At 74.2% G+C, this 24,299-nt stretch carries 22 protein-coding genes, 3 tRNA genes and 2 pseudogenes; 12 read left to right on the forward strand and 15 right to left on the reverse strand.

All coding sequences use genetic code 11. The features are described 5' to 3' along the window. Positions 1-35: 35 nt before the first annotated feature. Entirely contained in the window at positions 36-1,049 is a 1,014-nt protein-coding gene (locus tag ACIRQ9_RS35290; RefSeq protein WP_404183110.1) for an LLM class F420-dependent oxidoreductase, read from the reverse strand. Continuing rightward, complete coding sequence (locus ACIRQ9_RS35295) at positions 1,049-2,197, reverse strand: CaiB/BaiF CoA transferase family protein (RefSeq protein ID WP_404183113.1); 1,149 nt, start codon at positions 2,195-2,197, stop codon at positions 1,049-1,051. The genes ACIRQ9_RS35290 and ACIRQ9_RS35295 overlap by 1 nt, the downstream gene beginning before the upstream one ends. Before the next feature lie 178 nt (positions 2,198-2,375). Here ACIRQ9_RS35295 and ACIRQ9_RS35300 point away from each other — a divergent pair, with 178 nt between their 5' ends. Next, entirely contained in the window at positions 2,376-3,554 is a 1,179-nt protein-coding gene (locus ACIRQ9_RS35300) for a saccharopine dehydrogenase family protein (protein ID WP_404183116.1), read from the forward strand. A gap of 497 nt (positions 3,555-4,051) precedes the next feature. Here the strand turns inward: ACIRQ9_RS35300 and mmpA are convergent, their stop codons facing one another. The 4 genes and pseudogenes from mmpA to ACIRQ9_RS35320 all read right to left on the reverse strand — a co-directional run bounded on the left by mmpA (position 4,052) and on the right by ACIRQ9_RS35320 (position 6,502). After that, positions 4,052-4,198 (reverse strand): morphogenic membrane protein MmpA, encoded by a 147-nt coding sequence (gene mmpA / locus ACIRQ9_RS35305; protein WP_404183119.1) that lies wholly within the window; start codon positions 4,196-4,198, stop codon positions 4,052-4,054. Positions 4,199-4,273: 75 nt separating this feature from the next. Next, a complete protein-coding gene (locus ACIRQ9_RS35310) occupies positions 4,274-4,963 on the reverse strand; it encodes an endonuclease V (protein ID WP_404183122.1) in 690 nt (229 codons plus the stop codon). A gap of 51 nt (positions 4,964-5,014) precedes the next feature. Beyond that, the gene (locus ACIRQ9_RS35315) at positions 5,015-5,347 is read right to left on the reverse strand and encodes a plasmid stabilization protein (RefSeq protein ID WP_404183125.1); all 333 of its coding nucleotides are present in this window, start codon (positions 5,345-5,347) and stop codon (positions 5,015-5,017) included. A 53-nt stretch (positions 5,348-5,400) separates the two neighbouring features. After that, positions 5,401-6,502, reverse strand: a pseudogene (locus tag ACIRQ9_RS35320) (WD40/YVTN/BNR-like repeat-containing protein). A gap of 202 nt (positions 6,503-6,704) precedes the next feature. Between ACIRQ9_RS35320 and ACIRQ9_RS35325 the strand changes: the two are divergent. Next, entirely contained in the window at positions 6,705-7,121 is a 417-nt protein-coding gene (locus ACIRQ9_RS35325; protein ID WP_404183128.1) for an SsgA family sporulation/cell division regulator, read from the forward strand. Positions 7,122-7,340: 219 nt separating this feature from the next. Here the strand turns inward: ACIRQ9_RS35325 and ACIRQ9_RS35330 are convergent. Beyond that, positions 7,341-7,880 (reverse strand): annotated as a pseudogene (locus tag ACIRQ9_RS35330) (isocitrate lyase/phosphoenolpyruvate mutase family protein); the annotation flags it as partial. On the opposite strand from ACIRQ9_RS35330, the gene ACIRQ9_RS35335 reads away from it, so the two are divergent. The 3 genes from ACIRQ9_RS35335 to ACIRQ9_RS35345 all read left to right on the forward strand — a co-directional run bounded on the left by ACIRQ9_RS35335 (position 7,879) and on the right by ACIRQ9_RS35345 (position 11,594). Then, the gene (locus ACIRQ9_RS35335; protein ID WP_404183131.1) at positions 7,879-9,516 is read left to right on the forward strand and encodes an ABC-F family ATP-binding cassette domain-containing protein; all 1,638 of its coding nucleotides are present in this window, start codon (positions 7,879-7,881) and stop codon (positions 9,514-9,516) included. The pseudogene ACIRQ9_RS35330 and the gene ACIRQ9_RS35335 overlap by 2 nt on opposite strands. Before the next feature lie 99 nt (positions 9,517-9,615). After that, positions 9,616-10,392: a dimethylargininase gene (gene ddaH / locus ACIRQ9_RS35340; RefSeq protein WP_404183134.1), complete on the forward strand. Its 777-nt coding sequence runs from the start codon at positions 9,616-9,618 to the stop codon at positions 10,390-10,392. A 227-nt stretch (positions 10,393-10,619) separates the two neighbouring features. Continuing rightward, positions 10,620-11,594 (forward strand): acyl-ACP desaturase, encoded by a 975-nt coding sequence (locus ACIRQ9_RS35345; RefSeq protein WP_404183137.1) that lies wholly within the window; start codon positions 10,620-10,622, stop codon positions 11,592-11,594. A 46-nt stretch (positions 11,595-11,640) separates the two neighbouring features. Here ACIRQ9_RS35345 and ACIRQ9_RS35350 read toward each other — a convergent pair. The 5 genes from ACIRQ9_RS35350 to ACIRQ9_RS35370 form a co-directional block, all read right to left on the reverse strand. Next, positions 11,641-11,716, reverse strand: a tRNA-Trp gene (locus ACIRQ9_RS35350). A gap of 341 nt (positions 11,717-12,057) precedes the next feature. Beyond that, entirely contained in the window at positions 12,058-13,383 is a 1,326-nt protein-coding gene (locus tag ACIRQ9_RS35355; protein WP_404183140.1) for an SDR family NAD(P)-dependent oxidoreductase, read from the reverse strand. 26 nt (positions 13,384-13,409) lie between these two features. Next, positions 13,410-13,481, reverse strand: a tRNA-Ala gene (locus tag ACIRQ9_RS35360). Between the two features lie 11 nt (positions 13,482-13,492). Next, positions 13,493-13,564, reverse strand: a tRNA-Gly gene (locus ACIRQ9_RS35365). Between the two features lie 67 nt (positions 13,565-13,631). Beyond that, positions 13,632-13,886, reverse strand: a complete 255-nt coding sequence (locus ACIRQ9_RS35370; protein WP_404183143.1) for a WhiB family transcriptional regulator — start codon at positions 13,884-13,886, stop codon at positions 13,632-13,634. Positions 13,887-14,144: 258 nt separating this feature from the next. Between ACIRQ9_RS35370 and ACIRQ9_RS35375 the strand changes: the two genes are divergently transcribed. Then, positions 14,145-14,933, forward strand: coding sequence for a VOC family protein (locus ACIRQ9_RS35375; protein WP_404183208.1), 789 nt, complete (start codon positions 14,145-14,147; stop codon positions 14,931-14,933). Between the two features lie 235 nt (positions 14,934-15,168). Here ACIRQ9_RS35375 and ACIRQ9_RS35380 read toward each other — a convergent pair whose 3' ends face one another. Together ACIRQ9_RS35380 and ligD are read right to left on the reverse strand one after the other, a co-directional pair. Beyond that, a complete protein-coding gene (locus ACIRQ9_RS35380; RefSeq protein WP_404183146.1) occupies positions 15,169-16,206 on the reverse strand; it encodes a LacI family DNA-binding transcriptional regulator in 1,038 nt (345 codons plus the stop codon). Positions 16,207-16,314: 108 nt separating this feature from the next. Next, positions 16,315-17,334 carry a non-homologous end-joining DNA ligase gene (gene ligD / locus ACIRQ9_RS35385; protein WP_404183149.1) on the reverse strand — a complete coding sequence of 340 codons (1,020 nt, stop codon included), beginning with the start codon at positions 17,332-17,334 and terminating at the stop codon, positions 16,315-16,317. A 185-nt stretch (positions 17,335-17,519) separates the two neighbouring features. Between ligD and ACIRQ9_RS35390 the strand changes: the two genes are divergently transcribed. Further along, on the forward strand, positions 17,520-18,584 hold the full coding sequence (locus tag ACIRQ9_RS35390) for an ATP-dependent DNA ligase (protein ID WP_404183152.1): 1,065 nt from the start codon (positions 17,520-17,522) through the stop codon (positions 18,582-18,584). A gap of 144 nt (positions 18,585-18,728) precedes the next feature. Then, positions 18,729-19,721, forward strand: coding sequence for a DUF3048 domain-containing protein (locus ACIRQ9_RS35395; protein WP_404183211.1), 993 nt, complete (start codon positions 18,729-18,731; stop codon positions 19,719-19,721). On the opposite strand, the gene ACIRQ9_RS35400 is transcribed toward ACIRQ9_RS35395, so the two are convergent. Beyond that, positions 19,718-20,182 (reverse strand): MarR family winged helix-turn-helix transcriptional regulator, encoded by a 465-nt coding sequence (locus tag ACIRQ9_RS35400; protein ID WP_404183214.1) that lies wholly within the window; start codon positions 20,180-20,182, stop codon positions 19,718-19,720. The two genes, ACIRQ9_RS35395 and ACIRQ9_RS35400, sit on opposite strands and share 4 nt — an antisense overlap. 223 nt (positions 20,183-20,405) lie before the next feature. Here ACIRQ9_RS35400 and pcaH point away from each other — a divergent pair, with 223 nt between their 5' ends. Genes pcaH through pcaD form a run of 4 tightly spaced genes read left to right on the forward strand, consistent with a single transcriptional unit; the run spans position 20,406 to position 24,255 of the window. Next, entirely contained in the window at positions 20,406-21,179 is a 774-nt protein-coding gene (gene pcaH / locus ACIRQ9_RS35405; RefSeq protein ID WP_404183155.1) for a protocatechuate 3,4-dioxygenase subunit beta, read from the forward strand. Between the two features lie 6 nt (positions 21,180-21,185). Next, positions 21,186-21,788: a protocatechuate 3,4-dioxygenase subunit alpha gene (gene pcaG / locus ACIRQ9_RS35410; protein ID WP_404183157.1), complete on the forward strand. Its 603-nt coding sequence runs from the start codon at positions 21,186-21,188 to the stop codon at positions 21,786-21,788. Positions 21,789-21,793: 5 nt separating this feature from the next. Next, entirely contained in the window at positions 21,794-23,140 is a 1,347-nt protein-coding gene (pcaB, locus tag ACIRQ9_RS35415) for a 3-carboxy-cis,cis-muconate cycloisomerase (protein ID WP_404183217.1), read from the forward strand. Beyond that, positions 23,137-24,255 carry a 3-oxoadipate enol-lactonase gene (pcaD, locus tag ACIRQ9_RS35420; RefSeq protein ID WP_404183160.1) on the forward strand — a complete coding sequence of 373 codons (1,119 nt, stop codon included), beginning with the start codon at positions 23,137-23,139 and terminating at the stop codon, positions 24,253-24,255. The genes pcaB and pcaD overlap by 4 nt, the downstream gene beginning before the upstream one ends. Positions 24,256-24,299 lie beyond the last annotated feature (44 nt).

Below are 24,299 nucleotides of genomic sequence, written 5' to 3' on the forward strand. Positions count from 1 at the left end.
CAAGCCTTTCAACGGGGGTTCGGTGGCGGTGGGGGTCAGAGCCAGTTCTTGACGGTCTCGACCAGACGGGCCGGGTCCGGGCCGACGGGGATCACGTCCAGCGTGGTCACGCCCGCTTCCCGGAAGGCGGCGATGCGCTCGCGGACGTAGCCCTCCGGGCCGCACAGGGATATGAGTTCGCAGAACTCGTCCGGTACGGCGGCCGCCGCGTCGCGGTGACGGCCGGCGAGGTAGAGCTCCTGGATGAGCCGGGCCTCCTTCTCGTAGCCGTAGGCGACGGCCAGGTCGTTGTAGAAGTTCTTGCCCGGTGCGCCCATGCCGCCGACGTACAGGGCGATCCTGGGGCGGGCCAGGTCGCGGGCGGCGGCCGCGTCCTCGCCGATGGCGAGCAGACCGCCGGCGACGACCCGCAGCGGCCCGAGGGACGGATCGCGGCGGGCGGCGCCCTCCGCGAGCGGGGTCCCCCAGACGTCCTTCGCCTTCTCGGGGATGAAGAGGGTGGGCAGCCAGCCGTCGGCGATCTCGGCGGTCATCCGGACGTTGGCGGGGCCCAGGGAGGCAACGTAGAGCGGGACCGCGGGGCGGACCGGCCTGGTGAGGATCTTCAGGGGCTTGCCGAGGCCGCCGGGGCGGGGCATGTCGGTGATGCCGTGGTGGTCGATGGTCTCGCGGCGCAGGATCCGCCGGGTCAGCTCGATGGTCTCGCGGGTCCGGCCCAGCGGCCTGTCGTACGCCTTGCCGTGCCAGCCCTCGACCACCTGCGGGCCGGAGGCGCCGAGCCCGATGACCGCCCGGCCGCCGGAGACCGCGTCGAGGCCCGCGGCCGTCTGGGCGATGAGGGCGGGGGTGCGGGAGTAGACGTTGAGGATCGCTGAGCCGATCTTCATCCGCTCGGTGCGGGCGGCCAGGTAACCCATGATGGTCGGCGAGTCGAAGCCGTAGGCCTCCGCGACCCAGACCGTGTCGAGGCCCGCCGACTCCAGCGCGGCCGCCCGGTCCGCCGCAGCGCGCGGGTCGCCCGCGTAGTCGAGGAAGGTCGAGAGCTCCATCAGGTGCGGTCCTTGTCGTCGTCGAGCAGGGCGGGTACGGCCCAGTCGCGGGCCACCTCGGCGGTGTCGGCGCCCGGCCGCGCGGGGGCGGTGCGCACGGTAGTCGGGGTGGCGGAGAAACGCGGGGCGGGGGCGGGCTGGGTGATGCCGCCGTGGTCGGTGAAGGTGCCGCGGGCGGCCAGATGGGGGTGGTGCGGGGCCTCGGACAGGGTGAGCACGGGGGCCACGCAGGCGTCGGAGCCGTCGAAGACGGCCGTCCACTCCTCGCGGGTGCGGGCCTTGAAGCGGGCCGCGACCCGCTCGCGCAGCTCGCCCCAGCGGGTCCAGTCCTTGCGGGCGTCGGCGAGGTCGTCGACATCGCCCAGCAGCCGCAGGAACTCGGCGTAGAACTGCGGCTCCAGGGCGCCGACCGCCATGTGTCCGCCGTCGGCGGTCTCGTAGGTGCCGTAGTACGGGCAGCCGCCGTCCAGCAGGTTGGCGGCGCGCCGGTCCTGCCAGCCGCCCGCGGCGACCATGCCGTGGATCATCGCGGCCAGGTGTGAGGTGCCGTCCACGATGGCGGCGTCCACCACCTGGCCGGCGCCGCCCGCGCGCGCGTGGTGCAGCGCGGCCAGGACGCCGACGACGAGGTAGAGGGAGCCGCCCGCGTAGTCGCCGAGCAGGTTGGCGGGGACCGCCGGGGGCTCGTCGGGGCGGCCGATCATGCCGAGGGTGCCGGTGAGGGCGATGTAGGCGATGTCGTGGCCCGCGCGCAGGGCCAGCGGTCCCTGCTGGCCCCAGCCGGTCATCCGGCCGTAGACCAGGGCGGGGTTGCGGGCGTGGCAGTCCTCGGGGCCGACGCCGAGGCGCTCGGCGACGCCGGGGCGGTAGCCCTCGATCAGGATGTCGGCGCGTGCGGCCAGGTCGAGGACGCGGTCGGGGCCGTCCGGGTCCTTCAGGTCGACGAGCACCGAGCGCTTGTTGCGGTTGGTGACGTCGTACGCCGGGTCGATCGCGAGGCCGGGACCGCCGGGCCGGTCGACGCGCACCACGTCGGCGCCGAGGTCGGCCAGGAGCATGGCCGCGAACGGGCCCGGTCCGATGCCTGCCAGCTCCACCACGCGCACGCCGGAGAGCGGGCCGTGTCCTGGCGTCCCTGCCGCGGTCATGCCGCCCCCAGTCATTGACACCACTGATGTAACACCGACGATGCTAGGAACACGTTCCACCGGACACAAGGGTGAACGAGCAAGCGCTTAGTCAAGATACCCGGTGGGGGTGCGTGCGCACTCCTCACGCTAGCCTCAGCCACCGACAACGGCACGGGTTGCACGACCGAGAGGTGTCATGAGCAGGCTGAAGATGACGGACCGTCCCTACGACATCGTGCTCTTCGGGGCCACCGGCTTCGTCGGTGAACTCACCGCCGGCTACCTCGCCGCCCACGCGCCCCAGGGGCTGCGCTGGGCGATCGCGGCCCGGGACGAGCGCAGGCTGGAGTCCCTGCGCGAGCGGCTGCCGGCCGGCACCGACGTCGGACTGCTGCGCGCCGACGTCGCCGAGCCCGCCACCGTCCGCGCCCTCGCCGAGCACGCGCGCGTGGTCGCCACGACGGTCGGCCCGTACGGCCGGTACGGCGAGGATCTCGTCGCGGCCTGCGCGGACACCGGCGCCGACTACCTGGACCTGTGCGGGGAGCCCGAGTTCGTCGACCTGACGTACGTGCGGCACGACGCACGCGCGCGGGAGACCGGGGCGCGGCTTGTGCACGCGTGCGGCTTCGACTCGGTCCCGCACGACCTGGGCGCCTACTTCACGGTCCGTGAGCTGCCCGAGGGCGTGCCGCTGACCGTGGACGGCTTCGTGACCGCCGACGCGACCTTCTCCGGCGGCACCTTCGCCTCCGTCCTCGACCAGTTCGCCCGCCCCCGGCAGATGATCGCCGCGGCCCGGGACCGCGCCCGGCACGAGCCCCGGCTGATGAACCGCCGGGCGTCCGCGCCCGCCGGAGCGCCGCGCTTCGCCGGCGAGATCGGCGCGTGGGCGCTGCCGCTGCCCACCATCGACGCCCAGATCGTGCGCCGTTCGGCCAGGGCGCTGGAGCGCTACGGCCCGGACTTCCGCTACCGCCACTACGCGGCCGTCAGGCGCCTCCCGATGGCGCTCGGCGGGATCACGGCGGTCGGCGCGGTGGCCGCGGCGGCCCAGCTGCCGCCCGCCCGGCGCTGGCTCTCGGACCGGCTCAGGCCCGGCGAGGGGCCGAGCGAGGAGAAGCGCGCCCGCAGCTGGTTCCGGGTCCGGTTCGTCGGCGAGGGCGGCGGACGGCGGGTCTACACGGAGGTCTCGGGCGGCGATCCCGGCTACGGCGAGACGGCGAAGATGTTCGCCGAGGCCGCGCTGTCCCTCGCCTTCGACGACCTGCCGCAGACGGCCGGCCAGGTGACGACGGCCCAGGCGATGGGCGACGCGCTGATCGAACGGCTGCGCGGGGCCGGGATCGGCTTCCGGGTGGCCGCGACCCGCTAGGGGGCGGTGCGGCACGCTGGGGCCACGACGCCGCGGGTCAGTACAGCCAGGGCCCGGTGCGACCGCCCCCGCGATCCGCTTGGCCGCGCCGCAACCCGCCCCGCGCGCCGGGCCACGGCACGGCGCGCGTACCGGCGGCGCGCGTACCGGCGGCACAGGTCCGGCCGACGGGCGGCGGCACGGGTCCGGCCGACGGGTCGGGTCGGGCGGGACGGACCCGCCGCCCCGGTCGGCGGCGGGCAGGCCGGACCCGCGCCGACGGGCGGGGCGGTCCGGCCACCGTGACGGGAGGGACGGACCAACCGCCGTGACGGGCGGAACGGGCCGGCCACCGTGACCGGCGCGACGAACCGGCCACCGTGACGGGACGGGACCGACCGGTCTCGGTGCCGGGACGGGACCGACCGGTCTCGGTGAGAGGTGAGTAAGAAGGAACCCCCGCTGTGCGGGCGGGCCGTCACCGGCCTCGAAGTGGGGCCGGACAGGTCCCTCGTAGGTCAGGACTGCCAGGACAGGAGCGTGCGGAGCATGCCCGCGATCCAGGCGAGGTGGGCCACCGCGGCGAGGACCAGTGCCACGCTGACTGCGCGCGCGACGGGCGGGGCGGCGTCGGACGGGACCTCGGGCGCGCGGTGTGTGGTCATGCGGGCCGGCCTGCCGCCGGGCCACGGACGGCCGCATCCGTATCCGTACCCGGTCCGCGCACTGGGTACGGATGCTCAGGCCAGGGCCTCGCGCAGCGCCGCGCGGCACAGCGCGTCCGCCCGGCGGGTGGTCTCCGGCAGGCGGTACCGCGGGGTGAGCGCCAGTGTGTGCGCCATCGCGTTGTCCAGGCTCACCCGGTGGCCGACGGAGACGAAGACCGGCTTGACGCCGTCCCGGGTGCGCAGCGCGCGGCCGACTTCCTCGGCGCCGGCGAGGAGCGGCGTGTGGCTGCCGCGCGGGGCGCCCGGCTCGTCGTGGACGAAGGTGAACGGGTTCTTGGCGACGCCGACGGTGGGCAGGCCGGTGAGGACACCGAGATGGCTGGCGAGGCCGAACCGGCGCGGATGGGCCAGGCCGTAGCCGTCGCAGACGACCAGGCCCGGCGGGCACGGCAGGGCCTCCAGCGCGGCCCGTACGGTGGGGATCTCGCGGAAGGCGAGCAGGCCGGGCACGTACGGGAAGGAGACCTGCCCGACGGCGGTCGCCTCGGCGACGGGTTCCAGGGTCGCCGCGTCCAGCACGACGGCGGCCGCCGCGACCAGGTCCCGTTCGTCGTCGTAGGCGACGTCGACGCCGGTGACACGGCCGGTGCCGGGCGGCGGCCCCGGCTCGTCGAGGACCACCCGTCCGCGCAGTCCGTCCTGCACGGCCAGCGCCGCTTCCTCGGTCGCGGGCCAGCCCGCGGGTACGCGTACGGTCGTCATGGTGAGCACGAGCGTACGGCGCGGGCACGCGCGCGTGCGGTGCCGGGGCGGTCAGCTCTTCCGGTCGTCCAGGGCGCGTTGCAGCTGTGCCTTGTTCATGTCGGAGCGGCCGTCGATACCGCGGCGCCTGGCCTCCTCGTAGAGCTGGTCGTAGGTCGGGCCCGCCGCACCGCTGTGCGACCGCTTGCCGCCGCGCCGGCCCGAGGACATGTCCTTGAGGGACGTGCGGCTCGCCGTGGCGGACTCGCCGGCGCGGGCGCGTTCCTTGTTGACGGTGCGCGCGGCGATCTCCTCGGCGCGCTCCTCGTTCTCGCCCCGGTCGAGCGCGCTCTCCTTGATGTGCTCGTACTGGCGTTCCCGCTTGGGGCTGGATCCGCGTGGCATGGCCGCTCCTTTCCGTGTCCTCGGGTGGGTGGCCGCCACCGGGTACCCGTCCGTCAGCGCTCCAGACGTGCCGCCCGCCCCTGCTCCGGCGGCCCAGCAGCTCAGGTCGGGGGTGCAGTCGACGGTGTCGTACGAACCGGTGTCGACGGTCCGCCAGGTGCGGCCGCCGTCGGTGGTCAGGTCGGTGCCGGTGGGGCCGACGGCGAGGGCGGCGGTGCGGCTGTGCGGGAGCCAGGCGACGCCGGAACGGTAGGCGGGCGGCGCGGTCGGCGCGGAGCGCCAGGTCCGGCCGCCGTCCCGGGTGACCGCCGCGGCCCGCGGGGAGGTCTGGTCGGGGCGGTAGTCGCCGCCGACCGCGAGGCCGTGGGCGCGGTCGCGGAAGGCGAGCGCGAACACGCCCTTGGCCGGGTCGCCGGCCGGGACGGGCGTCTCCGCGGCGGTCCAGGTCAGCCCGCGGTCGGTGGTGTGCAGCACGCGCGCGTGCGCGCCGCCGCCGGTGGCCAGCCACGCGTCCTTCGGCCCCGAGGCGACCAGGCACTGGCCGCCGGCGGCGAACCCCGCCTCGCCGTCCAGGGCGGCCGGCATGCCCGTGCGGGGCAGCACCCGCCAGGAGCGGCCGCCGTCAGCGGTGGACAGGATCCGGAACCTCCCGTCCACCGGGTCGCTCATGGCCAGGCCGTGCCTGCGGTCGAAGAAGGTCATGCAGTCGTAGAACGCGGCCGGGTCGGTGTTGCGGAAGGACTCGGTCCAGGTCGCCCCGCCGTCGTCGGTGCGGTAGACGCGGGACGCCTCGCCCTCGCCGATCGCCAGCACCACCGCGCTGCGCGCGTCGAACGCCTCGACGTCCCGGAACTGGAGGTCGCCCGCGCCCGGCGGCGAGACGTCGTGCCAGGTGGTGCCGCCGTCGCCGGTGCGCAGCACGGTGCCGGCCGTTCCGGCCAGCCACGCGGTGTGGCGGTCGACGGCGGCCAGGCCGCGGAACCGCACGTCCGGCGTGCCGGTGTTCTTGAGCGCCCAGTGCGGTGCCGGCACGGCCGCGTGCGCGGAACCCGCGGTCAGCGCGGCCAGCGCCGCCGCGCACGCCACTCCCGCCGTCACCGTCCGGCTCGTCCGTCCCGCCCGCCCTGACCGTCGCGTGCTCCCCAAGCGCCTCATGGCGCGGGAAGTTAGCCCACCGGCCCGGTGCCGTCCAGAGGGCCCGGCCGCCGCCGCCCGGTGAAGCACCGGGTGTGAACGGGCCCGGTGACCGAGGTCACTCGCCCCTCGCGTGCACGGATCGGGCGCTTCCGTCGTCTCTCCCAGTGCCAGGTCGCACACGCCCGGGAAATTCGTCCAGCCGTCGCTAGGGAGCAAGGCCTTGTCCACTGTCATCGAGCAGCCCGTAGAGGCCCGTCTGGTCGCCGCTTCGCCGCGGATGCCGAGCATCCCCGCCAGCCTGTGCTACGACAGCGAGGACCCCTTCGCCGTCCGGATGACCTTCCCCGCCCCGGCCACCCTGGAGGGCGTCGACGTCTGCTGGACGTTCTCCCGCGAGCTGCTCACCGCCGGGCTCGACGCCCCGGAGGGCGAGGGCGACGTGCGGGTCCGGCCGTACGGCTACGACCGGACCGTGCTGGAGTTCCACGCCCCCGAGGGCACCGCCGTCGTGCATGTGCGCACGGGCGAGATCCGGCGGTTCCTGGAGGCGACCGGCGACCTGGTCCCCGCCGACCTCGAACACCTCCGGCTGGACCTGGACCACGACCTGGCCGAACTGATGCGGGACGCCTGCTGACCGGGTCCTACCGTCCCAGCAGCGCGTTGAGTTCGCCGTAGCCGAGCCCGTCCGCGAGGCCTCCGTAGGTCCCCTCCTCCAGCAGCTCCCGCGCGGAGCGGCAGACCGTCGCGTACGCGGCCTCGACCGGCGCGCCGGGACCGGCCAGGACGTTGAGCGGCCCGTCGACGCGGCCGCGATCCGCTCGGCCCGCTCGGCGGCCGGTCGCGGCGAGCCGTTTCCCGCGCCGTCGTACCGCGCGTCCTCGACGTTGACGCCGACGGCGCCCGCCGCGAGCACCGCGCGGACGGTGTCGGCGGCTCCGGCCGGTTCCTCGGCGAAACCGCTCTCGATGTCGGCGCTCACCGGCACCCGCACGGCGGCGGCGATGCGCGCGACCGCCTCCACCGCGCGGTCCGGGTCAAGCCGAAGGTGCTCAGGTCCGTCATGCGGACGACTCACCCCTCCGCGGCGCCTCCGAGGCCGGCAGGAGTCCGACACGCAGATGGAGCCGGAGCGCCGTCCGTCAATTGCGTTGACACCCCGTCGGCGGCCTCCTAGCTTGGACGACGGTTCTGTTGCCGCCGATAGGAGTAGGACGTTGCTCGTCTGAGGGATTCGAGACACCGCGCCACACCCGTGAGGTGTGTCCGTGGCGTTCGACCTCGGCGTGCGAGCCGTCCTCCGGCACAGGCATCTCCCCTCTGCCCCCGGCTGCTGTCCCGCGGTGTCTCGACACACGTCTGTCCCCGACACCGCAAGCAACCGCGAGGCGCCCATGTCTGCATCCGTCACCTGTACGTCCCTCTCCTTCTCCTGGCCCGACGGCACGTCCGTCCTGGACGGTCTGGACCTCGCCGTGGGTCCCGGCCGGACCGGTCTCGTCGGCGTCAACGGATCGGGCAAGTCCACCCTGCTCAAGCTCGTCGCCGGTGAGCTCACCCCGTCCGGCGGCACCGTGAAGGTGGCCGGCGAGGTCGGCCACCTCCCGCAGAACGTCACCCTCGACACCGCGCTGCGGGTCGAGGAGGCGCTCGGCATCGCCGCCCGTCGGGCCGCGCTGCACGCCATCGAGGCAGGCGACGCCTCCGAGGCGCACTTCGAGACGCTCGGCGACGACTGGGACGTCGAGGAGCGCGCCCTGGTCACCCTCGGCGAACTGGGGCTCGGCCACATCGGGCTGGACCGGACCGTCGGCGAGGTCTCCGGCGGCGAGTCGGTGCTGCTGCGGCTGGCCGCGCTGCTCCTGGACCGGCCCGACGTCCTGCTGCTGGACGAGCCCACCAACAACCTCGACCTGTACGCCCGCAAGCGCCTGTACGCGGCCGTCGCGTCCTGGCCGGGTCTGCTGATGGTCGTCAGCCACGACCGTGAACTCCTGGACCTGGTCGACCATATCGCCGACCTGCGAGCCGGGGAGATCACCTGGTACGGCGGCAACTTCTCCGCGTACGAGGAGGCCCTTGCCGTCGAACAGGAGGCGGCCGAACGCATGGTGCGGGTCGCGGAGGCCGATGTCCGCAAGCAGAAGCGCGAACTGTCCGACGCCCAGGTCAAACTGGCCCGCCGCAAGCGGTACGGGCAGAAGATGTACGAGCAGAAACGCGAGCCGAAGATCGTCATGGGGGCGCGCAGGCGGGCGGCGCAGGAGTCCGCGGGCAAGCACCGCATCATGCACGAGGAGCGGCTCAGCGAGGCCAGGGAACGGCTCGACGAGGCGGTGGAGGCGGTACGGGAGGACGACGAGATCCGCGTCGACCTGCCGCACACGGCCGTACCTCCGGGCCGGAACGTGCTGACGCTGGAGAAGCTGGAACTCGCGCACGGCTCGCGGGCGCGGGGAATCCTCGATCTGCGCGGGCCCGAGCGGATCGCGCTGGTCGGGCGCAACGGCGCGGGCAAGACGACGCTTCTGCGCACGATCGCGGGCGAGCTGGAACCGGTCGCGGGCGAGGCGCACGCGCACGTGCCGCTGCGCTTCCTGCCGCAGCGGCTGGACGTCCTCGACGGGGAGCTGACCGTGGCCGAGAACGTGGCCCGGTTCGCGCCGGGCGCGACCAACAACCAGGTCCGGGCCCGGCTGGCCCGCTTCCTGTTCCGGGGCTCGCGCGCCGACCAGCGGGCGGCCACGCTCTCCGGCGGCGAACGCTTCCGGGCGGCGCTCGCGGCGCTGCTGCTGGCCGAACCGGCCCCGCAGCTGCTGATGCTCGACGAGCCGACGAACAACCTGGACATGGCGAGCGTGCGGCAGCTCACCTCGGCCCTGGAGTCCTACCAGGGCGCCCTGATCGTGGCCAGTCACGATCTGCCCTTCCTGGAGTCGGCCGGGATCACCCGCTGGCTGCTGATGGCGGACGGGGAGCTGACGGACACCACACCGGAGGAGGTGGCGAGTCTCAGGAGGGGCACAGCCTGACACCAGGGGTTATGTCCGCACGGACCCGCACTGCATGATGGCCGTCCGGTGTCGCCGAATCGGGGCGCCGGACCCAGCCGCCGACCCCGGAGACCCGTCGTGCCCAGCAAGAAGGCCCTCATCCGCCGTCCCAGCCCGCGCCTCGCCGAAGGTCTGGTGACGCACATCGAGCGGGAGAAGGTCGACGTCGAGCTCGCCGTGGACCAATGGGAGACGTACGCGGAGGCGTTGCGCGCGCACGGCTGGGAGACCGTCGAGGTCGAGCCGGAGGACGACTGCCCGGACTCGGTCTTCGTCGAGGACACGGTCGTCATGTACCGGAACGTGGCGCTGATCACCCGGCCCGGCGCCGAGTCCCGGCGCGCGGAGACCGCCGGGGTGGAGGAGGCGGTGGCCCGGCTCGGCTGCTCGGTCAACTGGATCTGGGAGCCCGGCACGCTGGAGGGCGGCGACGTCCTCAAGGCCGGCGACACGCTCTACGTCGGCCGGGGCGGCCGGACCAACGCGGCCGGGGTGCAGCAGTTGCGGGCGGTCTTCGAGCCGCTGGGCGCCCGGGTCGTCGCGGTGCCGGTGAGCAAGGTGCTGCACCTGAAGTCGGCGGTGACCGCGCTTCCCGACGGAACGATCCTCGGACACATCCCGAACGTGGACCGGCCGTCGCTGTTCCCGGGTTTCCTCGCGGTGCCCGAGGAGGCCGGCGCGCACGTGGTGCTGCTCGGCGGCGGCAAGTTGCTGATGTCGGCGAGCGCGCCGAAGACGGCGGACCTGCTGACCGACCTCGGCCACGACGTGGTGACGGTGGACATCTCGGAGTTCGAGAAACTCGAGGGCTGTGTGACGTGCCTCTCGGTGCGGCTGCGGGAGTTGTACGTCTGAGCGGGTGATCGTCTCACTCCCCCAGTTCCGGGACCTGCGGGTCCCGGGTTGTTTGGCATGTCCCGATTCGCCCTGGGCGCAGCACCTGATCAGCGCTCTTTACAGCGCGCTTAACCTACGGCTTCGTAACCTACGGATTCGTAGCCTACGATCACGTAGGTTTCCGGCACCGCTCGCCGGATCACTCCCCTTCATCCGCTCTTGTCCGGCGTCCCCCTGGAGTTCTCGTGACGATCACTTCCCCCCCTCTCGGCAGCTCGTCCGCATGGACCGACGCGCGACTGCTGTACGCCTTGGAGGAAGTGGTCGAGAACGAACTCAACCGCCACCTGACGGTCGCCAAGGACTGGATGCCGCACGAGTACGTGCCGTGGTCCGACGCCCGTAACTTCCCCGGCTTCTTCGAGGACGGCGAGGCGTGGGGCAAGGAGCAGTCAAAGGTCACCGAGATCGGCCGGATCGCCCTGGTGGTGAACCTGCTCACCGAGGACAACCTGCCCAGCTACCACCACGAGATCGCCTCGCTGTTCGGCCGGGACGGCGCCTGGGGCACCTGGGTGCACCGCTGGACCGCGGAGGAGGGCCGGCACGGCATCGTGATGCGGGACTACCTGCTCGCCTCCCGCGCCGTGGACCCGGACCAACTGGAGCAGTTCAGGATGTCCCACATGAGCGAGGGCTTCGAGTCCGACAACGCGCACTCGATGCTGCACTCGGTCGCCTACGTCGCCTTCCAGGAACTGGCGACCCGCATCTCGCACCGCAATACCGGCCACCAGTCCGGCGACCCGGTCTGCGACCGCATGCTGGCCCGGATCGCCACCGACGAGAACCTGCACATGGTCTTCTACCGCAACCTGCTCAAGGCGGCCTTCGAGATCGCCCCCGACCTGACCATGCAGGCGGTGCGGGACGTCGTGGTCAACTTCCGGATGCCGGGACACGGCATCCCCGGCTTCGAGCGGGCCGCCGCCCAGATGGCCATCGGCGAGGTCTACAACCTGCGCATCCACCACGACGACGTGATCCAGCCGGTGCTGCGCCACCTGAAGGTCCTGCAGATCGACGGTCTCGGTCCTGACGGCCTGCGGGCGCAGGAGGAACTCGGCCTGTTCATGGGCGGGCTGGACGCGGAGGCCCTGAAGTTCGACGAGAAGCTGGCCGCGCGCAAGGCACGGATGGCGGCCCGCGCCGGAGCCTGAACCCGCGCGGGCGGACCGGCCTTTCGGCCCGGCCCGTCGGTGAGGGGGCGGGGCGGCCGGATTCGAACCGGCGTGTTCCGGTTCTGGAGACCAGCGCGCCTGCCTCTGCGCTACGACCCCGCCCTTGCGCCGGATCGTATCGTCAGCGCACGCGGGACCACGAGAGTCCTCGGGGCACGCACCCGCCGTGGGCCTGGTGTCCGGCAGCCCGGGTCACTTCCCGGGCGGCGGCGTCCGGCGCACGCTCCGTGGTCGAGCAGGGTGACGCCGGCCGTGGCCGTCGCCACGCGGGCGGCGGCCACCGGACCGCTGCCGTTGCCGGCGACGGAGAGCCGGGCCGGGCGGCCGTACGGGGCCCGCTCCCCCGCCGGCCGCCCGGCCCGCAACCAGTCCAGCGGCGGAGCGAGTTCGGCGGCCGGACGCGGCAGGACGCGCGGCACTCCGGCGAACACCCGCTCCTCGCTCACCACGCCGCCTCCCGGTAGTCCTTCAGGAACACCCCGGACACCGGATCGCCGGCCTCGCCGCGCACGATCGGGTCGTAGACGCGGGCCGCGCCGTCGACGACGTCGAGGGGGGTGCGGAAGCCCGCGTCTGCCACCCGGGCCTTCTTGGGCGCCGGGTTCTCGTCGGTGATCCAGCCGGTGTCGACGGCGCACATGTGGACGCCCCGGTCGGCGAGTTCGGCGGCGCTGGTGCGGGTGAGCATGTTGAGCGCGGCCTTGGCCATGTTGGTGTGCGGATGGCCGGCCGTCTTGTTGCGGACGGCGAACCGGCCCTCGACCGCGGTCACGTTGACCACGTACCGGCGCGGGTGGGGCGAGGCCAGCAGCAGCGGCAGCAGCCGGTCGCAGAGCAAGGCCGGGGCGACCGCGTTGACCAGCTGGGCCTCCAGGACCTCGGCGGGGTCGAGGTCGCCGAGCCGGGCGGACCAGGAGTTCTCCGGCGACGGGTCGGGCAGCAGCCCGGCCTCGTCCGCCTCCCGCAGCGCGGCGGGCAGGAACGCCGCGTCCGCCGGCCCGCGCAGCGGCGCGAACCCGGGGGCGGGCCGGGCGCCCGGCGGCAGCGCGTCCCGCTCGCCGGAGGCCAGCAGCGCGTAGGCCTCGGGCGGTCTGCGCACCGTCTGGGCCGCGTTGTTGACGAGGATGTCCAGCGGGGCGCCCTCCCGCCGCAACTCCTCGCACAGGCCGAGCACCTGACGCGGGTCGCGCAGGTCGACGGCGAGCACGGTGAGCCGGTCGCGCCAGGCGGCGCTGCCGGGGGCGGCGTCGAAGCGGCGCGCGGTGTCGTGCGGGAAGCGGGAGGTGACCTGGACCTCGGCGCCGTCGCGCAGCATCATCAGGGCCAGCTGGAAGCCGATCTTCACCCGGCCGCCGGTGAGCAGCACCCGGCGGCCGTTCAGGTCGGCGCGCAGGGCGCGGCGGGCGGTGTTGTCGGCGGCGCAGTCCGGGCAGAGCCGGTGATAGAAGCCGTCGACCTGTCGATAGGGCGACTTGCAGACGTAACAGGTGCGAGCCTTGCGGAAGACGCCCCCGGCGCCGGTCACCGCCAGCGGCGCGTCCTCGCGGCGGTCCAGGGCCCCGGTGGCGGTCGCGGCCATCACCGCGGCGTCCGCCGAGGACAGTTCGGTGGAGCGGTCCTTGCGGCGGCGCAGCCGTCCGTCGCGGGCGAAGGAGGCGGCGACCTGTTCGGCGCGCAGCCGCACCGGGTCGTCGACGGGCAGCGCCCGCAGCTTTCCCACCACCTCGTGGAAAGCCGTCAGTTCCGCCTCGGTGACCGCCTCGTCCATCCGCTCCGCCCCGTGTCCGCCGCTCGTGGTCCCGGCCGGATTCGAACCGGCGTATCCGTCATGCCATGACGGCGAGTCTGCCTCTGCTCTACAGGACCTCGGCGCGCGATCCGGACGACCGGATTCGAACCGGCGTGCCCGCCTTGGCAAGGCGGTGCGCCTGCCTCTGCGCTACGTCCGGCCGCGTGCCCGGAGCCTATCCGGGCGCGGCGGAGGAATCCCACCGGGTTTTCCGGGCCGGACGCGGATCAGCGGGCGGCGCGTCGCAGTTCGAGCCGTTCCTTCTCGGACAGGCCGCCCCAGACGCCGAACCGTTCGTCGTTGTCGAGCGCGTACTCCAGGCAGGCCGAACGCATCTCGCACATACCGCAGATGCGCTTCGCCTCGCGTACCGAGCTGCCGGGCTCGGGGAAGAAGAAGTCCGCTCCGGTCTGCGCGCACAGCGCCTGCGCGTGCCAGACCGGGACGGGCGTGCGGGACGGGATCGTGATGTCGAAGTGCATGGCCAGGATCGTGCCGTGCGGCGAAAAACGTTCGATCAACGCCCGCTCAACGGGCCCGCGACGGAGCTCGGCAGCCTCGATCATGCGCGACCGCACCACGCCCGCGCACGGCGGCGCGCGGAGCGGAACGAAAACTCGGCGCGGACGCCCGGTGACCCACGGTAACGGAGTTTCGGTGGGCGTGCTCCGGCAGCGATTGTCAGTGGGCGGTGGAAGACTCGGCTCTGCAACGCACGGACCCCTTCCGAGAGGGCGATGATGCTCACCACCCGTTTCGTCGACGGCGCTCCCAACTGGATCGACCTCGGCACCCCCGAGATCGACGGCGCCGTCTCCTTCTACAACGGCCTCTTCGGCTGGCAGTTCCAGTCGGCGGGACCGGACACCGGCGGTTACGGCTTCTTCCGGCTGAACGGCCGGACCGTCGCCGGCGGCATGCAGACCACCCCCGAACAGGGGCCGCCGAGCTGGAACGTGTACTTCAGGAGCGAGGACGCGCAGGCCACCGCCAAGGCCGCCGAGCAGGCGCACGGAAGCGTCCTGGCCCAGCCGATGGACGTGATGGACCGGGGCCGTCTGGCGGTCCTCTCCGACCAGGCGGGCGTGACCTTCGGCATCTGGCAGCCCGGCACGACCAAGGGCGTGGAGGCGGCGAGCGATCCGGGTTCGCTGTGCTGGGTCGAGCTGTACACCCCGGACATCGCGGCGGCCGCCGCGTTCTACCGCAAGGTGCTGGGTCTGGAGACCTCCGGAGTACCGTTCCCCGGCGGCACCTACACCTGTGTCAACCCGGCCGGCGGTGACGACGACTCGGTGTTCGGCGGGATGGTTCCGCTCGCCGAGGACCCGGCCGAGGCGCAGGCCGGCGCGTACTGGCTGCCGTACTTCGAGGTCGAGGACCCGGACGCGGTGGTGGAGAAGGCGCAGCAGACCGGTGGCAAGGTGCGGATGCCGGCGACCACGCTGGAGGGTGTGGGCCGGATGGCGAAGCTGGCCGACCCGTACGGCGCCCGGTTCGCGGTGATCAGGAGCGAGCCGCGGGGCTGAGGCCAGGGCCTGTCTGACCATTCCCGTCGTCGCCCGGAGGGCGGCCGGGCGGCGTCAGGTGCGTGCTCTCGGTGTGCCGGGCGTGGACCCGCGTACTGGACGTACTCGGGTCTGCGCCCGGTGCGGCGAGTGGGGGCACCTCCCACGCCCTTCAGGCAGTGGGGGAGCGTGCATGGCGTCGCACGGCAGACGGGAATGGTCAGACCGGCCCTAGGGCGGTCCGGGGCAGGTCGCTCTAGGCGGTGGCGCGCCGTACCAGGGTCGTGGGCAGGATGACGCTGGACGGCGGGTCCGTCCCGGGGGCGGTGCGGTTGAGCGAGGTCAGCAGGAGGCGGGCCATCAAGCGCCCCATCTCCTCTATGTCCTGACGGACCGTCGTCAGCGACGGCTCGCTCCGCTCGGTGACGGGCAGCACGTCGTCGAAGCCGATCACGGCCACGTCCTCGGGCACCCGGCGGCCGCGCTCGCGCAGCACGCGCAGCACGCCGAGCGCGGTGAGGTCGTTGGCCGCGAACACGGCGTCGACGTCGGGGCGGCGGTCGAGGAGTTCGCCCGTGGCGCGCTCGCCGCCGGCCGGGGTGAAGTCGCTCGCCACGACCAGCTGCGGATCGGACTCGCCGAGCGCGTCCATGACGTCCCGGTAGCCCTGAAGGCGGTCGGCGGCCGACGTCTGGTCCAGGGGCCCGGTGATGTGGGCGATCCGGGTCCGGCCGAGGCCGGCGAGATGGCGTACGGCGTCCCGGGCGCCGCCCCGGTTGTCGCAGTCCACGTACACGGCGCGGTCGCCGCCGTCGCTCCAGCCGGGCCGGCCGCCGAACACGACGGGGACTCCGGAGCCGTCGATCAGGCCGGGCAGCGGGTCGTCGAGGTGCAGGGAGAAGACGAGCGCGCCGTCGACGTGCCCGCCGGTGAGGTAGCGGGCCACGCGCGCGTGGTCGTCGCGGCCCTCGGTGAGCAGCAGCACGAGCTGGTTGTCGTGGGCGGTCAGCTCCTTGCTGATGCCCCGCAGTTGGAGGGCGAAGAAGGGGTCGGTGAAGATCCGGGTCTCGGGTTCGGCGATGACCACGGCGATCGCGTCGTGCCGCCGGGTGACCAGGCTGCGGGCCGCCTGGTTGGGGACGTAGCCGAGTTCCTCGACCGCCCTGCGGACCCTCTCGACGAGGGGTTCGCGGACCCCGTCGCCGCCGTTGACCACCCGTGACGCGGTGGCCCGGGAGACCCCGGCCCGTGCGGCCACGGCCTCCAGCGTGGGGCGCGACACTGCCTCGGACACCTCGGCCCTCCTCGTCGGCGGCTGACGATCAGCATAGCCCCGGACGGGCGGCGTCGCCGGGGCCGGGCAGGCCGCGGGGAGACCGGCGGCCCGCGCCGACTCCCCTCGTCAGGAGGGCTGTTCGGGCCGGGCGCGGCTCGGCTGGACGCGCTTGGGCTCGCCCGGCATCTTCGGGTACTCGGGCGGGTAGGGCAGGTCGCCGAGGCCGTGGTCGTGCTCGTCGCGGCGGGCGAGTTCGAGCAGCGCGTCGAGGGAGTAGGCGTGGTCGTCCATGTCGGCGTGCACGTCGCCGACTTCGGCGAAGCGGGCCGGCATGGTGACGAGGTCGAAGTCGTCCGGCCGCACGTCGTCCACCTCGCCCCAGCGCAGCGGCGCGGAGACCGGGGCGTCGGGGCGGGGCCGCAGGGAGTAGGCGGAAGCGATGGTGCGGTCGCGGGCGGTCTGGTTGTAGTCGACGAAGATGCGGGCGCCGCGCTCCTCCTTCCACCACTTGATCGTCACCCGGTCCGGCATCCGGCGTTCCAGCTCGCGGCCCAGGGCGATCGCCGCGCGCCGTACCTGGGTGAAGGTCCAGCGCGGTTCGATGGGCACGAAGACGTGCAGTCCCCGGCCGCCGGAGGTCTTGGGCCACCCGCGCAGTCCGCCGAACTCGTCGAGGACGGAGCGCAGTTCGTGGGCGGCGCGGACGGCGTCGGCGAAGTCGGTGCCGGGCTGCGGGTCGAGGTCGACGCGCAGTTCGTCGGGGCTGTCCACGTCGGCGCGGCGCACCGGCCAGGGGTGGAAGGTGAGGGTGCCGTACTGGGCGGCCCACACCACGGCGGCCTCCTCGGTGGGGCACATCTCGTCGGCGCTGCGGCCGCTGGGGAAGGTGATGTGGGCGGTGGGGATCCAGTCGGGCATGCCCTTGGGCGCGCGCTTCTGGTAGAACCACTCGCCCTCGACGCCGTCCGGGTAGCGCTGCAGGGTGGTGGGGCGGTCGCGCAGGGCGCGCAGGATGCCGGGGGCGACGGCCGCGTAGTAGCGGGCGACGTCCAGCTTGGTGAAACCGCGCTCGGGGAAGAACACCTTGTCCGGGCTGGACAGCCGTACGGTCCGGCCGGCCACCTCCAGTTCCACCGCTTCGCCCATGCGGCCACCGTAGGCCCACCACCCGTCCCGCGCACATCGGTTGCACCCGGCCGGGCCGGCCTCGGGCCGGGGCCACGACACCGGGTGCCGTCGGCGCCGGCGCACCGTCCGCGCCCGCGGCACGGCCGGCTCGGGACCGTGGAAGCCGGCGCGCGCGGCGCGAGGTCCGCTCGTAGAGTCGTGGCATGGATCTGCCGGTGATGCCACCCGTGAAGCCGATGCTCGCCAAGTCGGTGGCGGCGATCCCGCCGGACATGCAGTACGAGGCGAAGTGGGACGGCTTCCGCGCGATCGTGTTCCGTGACGGCGCCGAGGTGGAGCTGGGCAGCCGCACCGGAAAACCGCTGACCAGGTACTTTCCCGAGCTGGTCGCGGCGCTGGCGGAGCGGGTGCCCGAGCGGTGCGTGCTGGACGGGGAGATCGTGATCGCGCGGGAGGGCAGGCTGGACTTCGACGCGCTGACCGAGCGGATCCATCCGGCGGACTCCCGGGTGCGCACCCTCGCGGAGCGGACGCCCGCCTCGTTCGTCGCGTTCGACCTGCTGGCGCTGGCCGACGAGTCCCTGCTGGACGTTCCGCTGACCGACCGCCGGGCGCTGCTGGCCACGGCGCTGGCCGGAGTCACCCCGCCGGTCCACCTGGCGCCCGCGACGAGGGACGTGGCGGTGGCCCGGCGGTGGTTCGAGCAGTACGAGGGGGCCGGCCTCGACGGAGTGATCGCCAAGCCGCTGACCCTGCGCTACCGCCAGGACGAGCGGGCCATGTTCAAGGTCAAGCACGAGCGGACCGCCGACGTCGTGGTGGCGGGCTACCGCCTGCACAAGAGCGGCCCGGTGGTCGGCTCGCTGCTGCTGGGCCTGTACGACGACCGGGGCGCCCTCCAGCACGTGGGCGTCTCGGCCGCGTTCCCGATGAAGCGGCGGGCCGAGCTGATCGAGGAGCTGGAGCCGCTGCGCATGGACGACGTCTCCGCGCATCCGTGGGCGGCCTGGGCCGAGGAGTCCGCCCACGAGTCGGCGCGGCTGCCCGGCGCGCCGAGCCGCTGGTCGGGCAAGAAGGACCTGTCCTGGGTGCCGCTGCGACCCGAGCGGGTCGCCGAGGTGGCGTACGACCACATGGAGAACGGCGCCCGCTTCCGTCACACGGCCCGCTTCCGCCGCTGGCGTCCGGACCGCACGCCGGAGAGCTGCACCTACGCCCAGCTGGAGGAACCGGTGCGGTACGACCTCGCGGAGATCCTCGGCTCGTAGCCCCGCGACTCCGGGCCCCGTCGGCGCCGCGCCCGGCACCGGCGGGCCGTCCGGCGGTGCGTGATCGGTTTCGACCGGGTATGGCCAGGGGTGAACCGATCAGCACACCATCAAGGGGGACGAACGGGGGTGGCAACGGTGGACATGCAACAGGCGGCGCCGACGCGCCGGACGGTACTGAGAGGCGCCTTGGCTGCGGCGGTGCTGACGGCCCCTGTCACGGCGGGCTGCACCCGGCACGGCGGCCCGGACGACGGCCGCGCGCCGCACGACAGCCCGGCGCCGGCCGGCAGCCCGACGCCGGACGGCCGGCACACCGCCGGCACCGGGTCCGTACTGGCCGTGAAGATCGACAACGCGGCCGCGGCCCGCCCGCAGACCGGGCTGGACGCGGCCGACGTGGTGTACGCGGAGCAGGTGGAGGGCGGGCTCAGCCGCCTGATGGCGGTGTACGCGACCAGGCTGCCCGAGGTCGTCGGCCCGGTGCGCAGCGCCCGCGAGTCCGATCTGGAACTGCTGCGCCAGTTCGACGGGCCGACGCTCGCCTTCTCCGGCGCCCAGCGCAAGCTCCTGCCGCTGATCGACCGGGCCCCGCTGCGGCCGAGGACCCCCGACACGGCCTCCGGCGCCTTCTACCGGGGCAGCGACAGGGCGGCCCCGCACAACCTGTATCTGCGCCCCGCCCGGCTGCTGTCCGGCGCGCCCGGCGAGGCGGCGCTCACCACCGGCTTCCGCTACGGCCCGGCCCCGGCCGGCGGCACGGTCACCGCCGCCCGCACCGTGCGGTACCCGGCGGCGCGCTTCACCTTCACCTGGTCCGCCGGCCGGAAGCGGTGGCTGGTGTCGATGGACGGCACTCCGGCTCCGGCCACGGGTGACCGGCGGCTGGAGCCCGCGACGGTCGTGGTGCAGCACGTGCGGGTCCGTACCTCGGCCTACCACGACGTGCTCGGCAACCACACGCCGTACACCGAGACGGTGGGCACCGGCAGGGCCGAAGTGCTGCGGGACGGACGGTCGTTCGAGGCGACCTGGACCCGGCGCGCGGCCGCCGACGGCACGACGTTCACCGGAGCGGACGGCGCTCCGGTGGACTTCGCCACGGGCCAGGTGTGGGTGGTGTTCGCGGCGCGTTAGGGCTGCGGGACGAACGGCTGCCCCGGGTCGCGCAGTTCCTCCGCCGCGTCCGAGACCCGGCGGATCAGTTCGAGGAACCGGGCCTGCTCCTCGGCGGAGAGCGGGGCCAGGAAGACCTGGTTCATCCGGGCGGTGCGCAGCGCGAGCCTGCCGTGGGTACGCAGGCCGTCGCCGGTGAGGCGCAGCAGGAAGCGGCGGCCGTCCCGCGGATCGCGGACCTTGTCGAGCAGCCCGCGCCGGCCGAGCCTGCCGACGACCTCGGCGATGGTCGACCGGTCCAGTCCCACCCGCTCCCCCACCGTGCGCTGGTCGAGTCCCGGCTCGGCGACGAGTGCGTTCAGGACGGCGAACTGCGGTGAGGTGATCTCCTCCGAGACCATCGTGTTCCACAGCAGGTGGTGGGCCTGCTGCAGCCGCCGGGCCAGGTGCCCGGGGTGGGTGGTGAGGTCCACCGCGGCCATGTGCGCCCCCAAGGTCGGGATCGGCTGGTGCTCGGAAATCGGTTGGTGCACTGAACGATACCCGCAGTCGCCCTACCCTGCCCGCGTCCTCACCTTCTGTCGTCGCAGCTCTTGACGGGCTCCGGCGCCCGGTGGCAGCGTGGCCGTGTCCCGCCGAAATAGTCAGTGCGCTGATTAACCTTCCGTCGCCCAGCCCGCCCGGGCGCGCCACCGAGGACCTTCCATGACACTCACCCAGGCCGACATCGACCAGGAGATCGCGGCGGAGCGCGCCGCCTACGCCGAGCGCGTGGCCGGCGGCGCCCCCGTCGAGCACCACCCCCGCCGGGACTACGCCCCCTACCGGTCCTCCGTCCTGCGCCATCCCCGGCAGCCGCTGGTCGCCGTCGACACCGGCAAGGACCCCGAGCTGGTGGAACTGCACTCCCCCGCGTTCGGGGAACGGGACATCGCCGGGACCGACAACGACCTGACCCGGCAGCACCGCGGCGAGCCCATCGGTGAGCGGATCACCGTCTCCGGGCGGCTGATCGACCGGGACGGCCGGCCGGTCGCGGGCCAGCTGATCGAGATCTGGCAGGCCAACTCGGCGGGCCGCTACGCCCACCAGCGCGAGCAGCACGACGCCCCGCTGGACCCGAACTTCACCGGCGTCGGCCGTACGCTCACGGACGCCGACGGCGGATACCGCTTCACCACCGTGCAGCCCGGCCCCTACCCGTGGCGCAACCACCTCAACGCCTGGCGTCCGGCGCACATCCACTTCTCGGTGTTCGGCACGGCCTTCACCCAGCGGCTCGTGACCCAGATGTACTTCCCCGCCGACCCGCTGTTCCCGTACGACCCGATCATCCAGTCCGTGACGGACGACGCGGCCCGGCAGCGCCTGGTCGCCGCCTACGACCACCGCCTGTCGGTGCCGGAGTTCTCGCTGGGCTACCACTGGGACATCGTGCTGGACGGCCCGCACGCCACCTGGCTCGAAGAAGGGCGCTGACCTGCCATGACGACGACCGGCCCGAGCGGCCCCGAGACCGTGCCGCCCACCCCGTCGCACACGGTCGGCCCGTTCTACGGCTACGCGCTGCCCTTCCTCGGCGGTGAGGACATCGCGCCCCTCGGGCACCCCGACACGATCACGGTCCACGGGTACGTCCTGGACGGCGCGGGCGCTCCGCTGCCCGACGCGCTCGTGGAGCTGTGGGGCGCGGACCCCGACGGGAACGTCTCCATCACCGACGGCTCGATCCGCCGCGACCCGGCGACCGGTGACCCGCTCGGCCGCAACGGCGTGGAGTTCACCGGCTGGGGCCGGATCCAGACGGACGCCGACGGCCACTGGTACGCGCGGACCCTGCGGCCCGGCGCCCGCGGCGGCAGCGCGCCGTACCTGAGCGTCTGTCTGTTCGCGCGCGGCCTGCTCGTCCACCTGTTCACCCGCGTCTACCTGCCGGGGGACGAGGCGGCGCTGGCCGCCGACCCGCTGCTGGGCCGGGTCGGCGCGCGGCGCGACACGCTGATCGCCGCCGACGAGGGCCGTGGGACCTACCGTTTCGACATCCGCCTTCAGGGCGAGGGCGAGACGGTCTTCCTGGAGTTCCAGTGACAACAGTGGGGTACGGCGGCGGTGACGCCGGGCTGCTCGGACCCGGGTGGGCCGGGTCGGCCGCCGCGTCCGCGACCGGGGACGACGCCTGGCTGCGGGCCCTCCTGGACGCCGAGGCCGCCCTCACCCGCGCCCAGGCGGCGCTGGGGCTGGCCCCGGCCGGCGCCGCGGCGGCGGTGACCGGGGCGGCCGATCCGGACCGCTTCGACGCCGCCGCCCTCGCGGTGCGCGCCCGGGCCGGCGGCAACCCGGTCATCCCGCTGGTCGCCGAGCTGACCCGGGCGGCGGGACCGGAGTACGGCCCCTACGTGCACCGCGGCGCCACCAGCCAGGACATCATGGACACGGCGGCGATGCTCGTCGCCGCCCGCACCCTGGACCTGATCCTCACCGACCTCGGGCGCGTCGAGCGGGCGCTGGCCCGGACGGCCGCCGAGCACCGCGACACGCCGATGCCGGGCCGTACGCTCACCCAGCACGCCGTGCCGACCACCTTCGGGCTGAAGGCGGCGGGCTGGCGCTGTCTGGTCCTCGACGCCCGGGACCGCATGTCCCGCGTCCGGACCGCGCTGCCCGCGCAACTCGGCGGCGCGGCGGGCACCTTGGCGGCCTTCGGCGCCTGGGGCGCGGACCGCCCGGAACAGCTGCCCGCGGCCTACGCACGTGAACTCGCCCTCGCCGAACCGCTGTTGCCCTGGCACACCCTGCGGACGCCGGTCGCCGACCTGGCCGGCTGCCTCGCCTTCACGGCCGGAGCCCTGGGCAAGGTCGCCGCCGACGTGCTGACGCTGTCCCGCACCGAGACCGGGGAGCTGTCCGAGGGCGCCGGTGGCGGTTCGTCGGCGATGCCGCACAAGGCGAACCCGGTGCGGGCCACGCTGGTCGCGGCCGCCGCCCGGCGGGCCCCGCAGCTCGCCGCCGTCCTGTACGGCTCGGTGGTCGCCGAGGACGAACGGCCGGCCGGTGCCTGGCACGCCGAGTGGGAGCCGCTGCGGGACCTGCTGCGTGCCGTCGGAGGCGCGGCCCGGGACACGGCGGAGCTGACGGAGGGGCTGCGCGTGCACCCGGACGCGATGCGCCGGAACCTGGACCTCACCCGCGGGCTCGTCGTCTCCGAGCGGCTGTCCGCCGAACTGGCCGCCGTGCTCGGCCGGGACCGGGCCCGGGAGCTGCTGACCGAACTGGCCCGCCGCGCTCACGCCGAGCGGCGCCCGCTGCGCGACCTGCTCGCCGAGGAGGCCTCGGCGCGGGACTCGGCCCTGAAGGACGTCGACATCGACGACCTGACCGACCCGGCCCGCTACACCGGCTCCGCCGGCGTCCTCACCGACCGTGCCCTGGAGCGACGTTGACGAAGAACCTGCTCGACCACCGGGCCGAGGGCCCCGCCTCCGCCCCCCCGCTGCTGCTCGGGCCCTCGCTCGGCACCTCGTACGCGCTGTGGGACGCCGTGGCGCCCGAACTGTCCGCCCGCCACCGGGTGGTGCGCTGGAACCTGCCGGGACACGGCGGTGCCGCGCCCGGCCCGGTCGGCGCCGGAGCGAGCGTCGGCGACCTCGCCGGCCTGGTGCTCGCGCTCGCCGACTCCCTCGGCGTCGAACGGTTCGGCTACGCCGGGGTGTCGCTGGGCGGCGCGGTCGGCCTGCACCTGGCCGTCCACCACCCGGACCGGCTGGAGAGCCTGGCCGTGATCTGCTCCTCCGCCCACTTCGACGGGCCCCGGCCCTGGCGGGAGCGGGCCGCGCGGGTGCGCCGGGAGGGCGTGGCGTGGCTCGCCGACTCCGCGGACGCCCGCTGGTTCACGCCCGGTTTCGACGTGCCGCGCCTCGTCGAGGACCAGCGGACGGCGGATCCGCAGGCGTACGCCGCCTGCTGCGACGCGCTGGCCGCCTTCGACCTCCGCGACCGGCTCGGCGAGATCACCGTGCGGACCCTGCTGATCGCGGGCCGGCAGGACCGGGCGACCCCGCCGCCGCACCTGCGGGAGATCGCGGACGCGGTACCGGCGGCCACCCTGGTCGAGCTCCCCGGCGCCGCCCACCTGGCACCCGCGCAGTGCCCCGACGAGGTCCTCGCCGCGCTCCGCCCGCACCTCGACGGGCCCGCGGGCCGCGGCATGGCGGTGCGCCGGGAGGTGCTGGGCGACGCGCACGTGGACCGGGCGCAGGCCCGCCAGACGCCGTTGACGGCCCGCTTCCAGGACTTCATCGCGCGCTACGCCTGGGGCGAGATCTGGACCGACCCGACCCTCACCCGCCGCGAGCGCAGCATGATCACCCTCACCGCGCTGGTCGCGCACGGCCACCTCGACGAGCTGGCCCTGCACGTGAAGGCCGCCCGCCGCAACGGGCTCACCCCTGAGGAGATCGGCGCGGTCCTGCTGCAGACGGCCGTGTACTGCGGGGTCCCGGCGGCCAACGCGGCCTTCGCCACGGCCCAGCGGGCGCTGGCGGAGGAGGAAGGGTGATCCTGGCGGACGTAGACCCAGCAGGGTGGGGCGGCCGGCGCGCG

Origin of the sequence: Streptomyces sp. NPDC101237, from assembly GCF_044767465.1 — a bacterium.
Lineage (GTDB): Bacteria > Actinomycetota > Actinomycetes > Streptomycetales > Streptomycetaceae > Streptomyces > Streptomyces gramineus.

What these genes read in the sequence shown, in the direction of transcription:
- ACIRQ9_RS35290 (WP_404183110.1), bottom strand. Translation starts at nt 1,049, where the DNA reads ATGGAGCTCTCGACCTTCCTCGACTACGCGGGCGACCCGCGCGCTGCG.
- ACIRQ9_RS35300 (WP_404183116.1), top strand. Translation starts at nt 2,376, where the DNA reads ATGAGCAGGCTGAAGATGACGGACCGTCCCTACGACATCGTGCTCTTC.
- ACIRQ9_RS35310 (WP_404183122.1), bottom strand. Translation starts at nt 4,963, where the DNA reads ATGACGACCGTACGCGTACCCGCGGGCTGGCCCGCGACCGAGGAAGCG.
- ACIRQ9_RS35400 (WP_404183214.1), bottom strand. Translation starts at nt 20,182, where the DNA reads ATGGCCGCGGTGGACCTCACCACCCACCCCGGGCACCTGGCCCGGCGG.
- ACIRQ9_RS35315 (WP_404183125.1), bottom strand. Translation starts at nt 5,347, where the DNA reads ATGCCACGCGGATCCAGCCCCAAGCGGGAACGCCAGTACGAGCACATC.
- ACIRQ9_RS35375 (WP_404183208.1), top strand. Translation starts at nt 14,145, where the DNA reads ATGCTCACCACCCGTTTCGTCGACGGCGCTCCCAACTGGATCGACCTC.
- ACIRQ9_RS35395 (WP_404183211.1), top strand. Translation starts at nt 18,729, where the DNA reads ATGCAACAGGCGGCGCCGACGCGCCGGACGGTACTGAGAGGCGCCTTG.
- pcaG (WP_404183157.1), top strand. Translation starts at nt 21,186, where the DNA reads ATGACGACGACCGGCCCGAGCGGCCCCGAGACCGTGCCGCCCACCCCG.
- ACIRQ9_RS35370 (WP_404183143.1), bottom strand. Translation starts at nt 13,886, where the DNA reads ATGCACTTCGACATCACGATCCCGTCCCGCACGCCCGTCCCGGTCTGG.
- ACIRQ9_RS35295 (WP_404183113.1), bottom strand. Translation starts at nt 2,197, where the DNA reads ATGACCGCGGCAGGGACGCCAGGACACGGCCCGCTCTCCGGCGTGCGC.
- ACIRQ9_RS35355 (WP_404183140.1), bottom strand. Translation starts at nt 13,383, where the DNA reads ATGGACGAGGCGGTCACCGAGGCGGAACTGACGGCTTTCCACGAGGTG.
- pcaH (WP_404183155.1), top strand. Translation starts at nt 20,406, where the DNA reads ATGACACTCACCCAGGCCGACATCGACCAGGAGATCGCGGCGGAGCGC.
- mmpA (WP_404183119.1), bottom strand. Translation starts at nt 4,198, where the DNA reads ATGACCACACACCGCGCGCCCGAGGTCCCGTCCGACGCCGCCCCGCCC.
- ACIRQ9_RS35335 (WP_404183131.1), top strand. Translation starts at nt 7,879, where the DNA reads ATGTCTGCATCCGTCACCTGTACGTCCCTCTCCTTCTCCTGGCCCGAC.
- ligD (WP_404183149.1), bottom strand. Translation starts at nt 17,334, where the DNA reads ATGGGCGAAGCGGTGGAACTGGAGGTGGCCGGCCGGACCGTACGGCTG.
- ACIRQ9_RS35390 (WP_404183152.1), top strand. Translation starts at nt 17,520, where the DNA reads ATGGATCTGCCGGTGATGCCACCCGTGAAGCCGATGCTCGCCAAGTCG.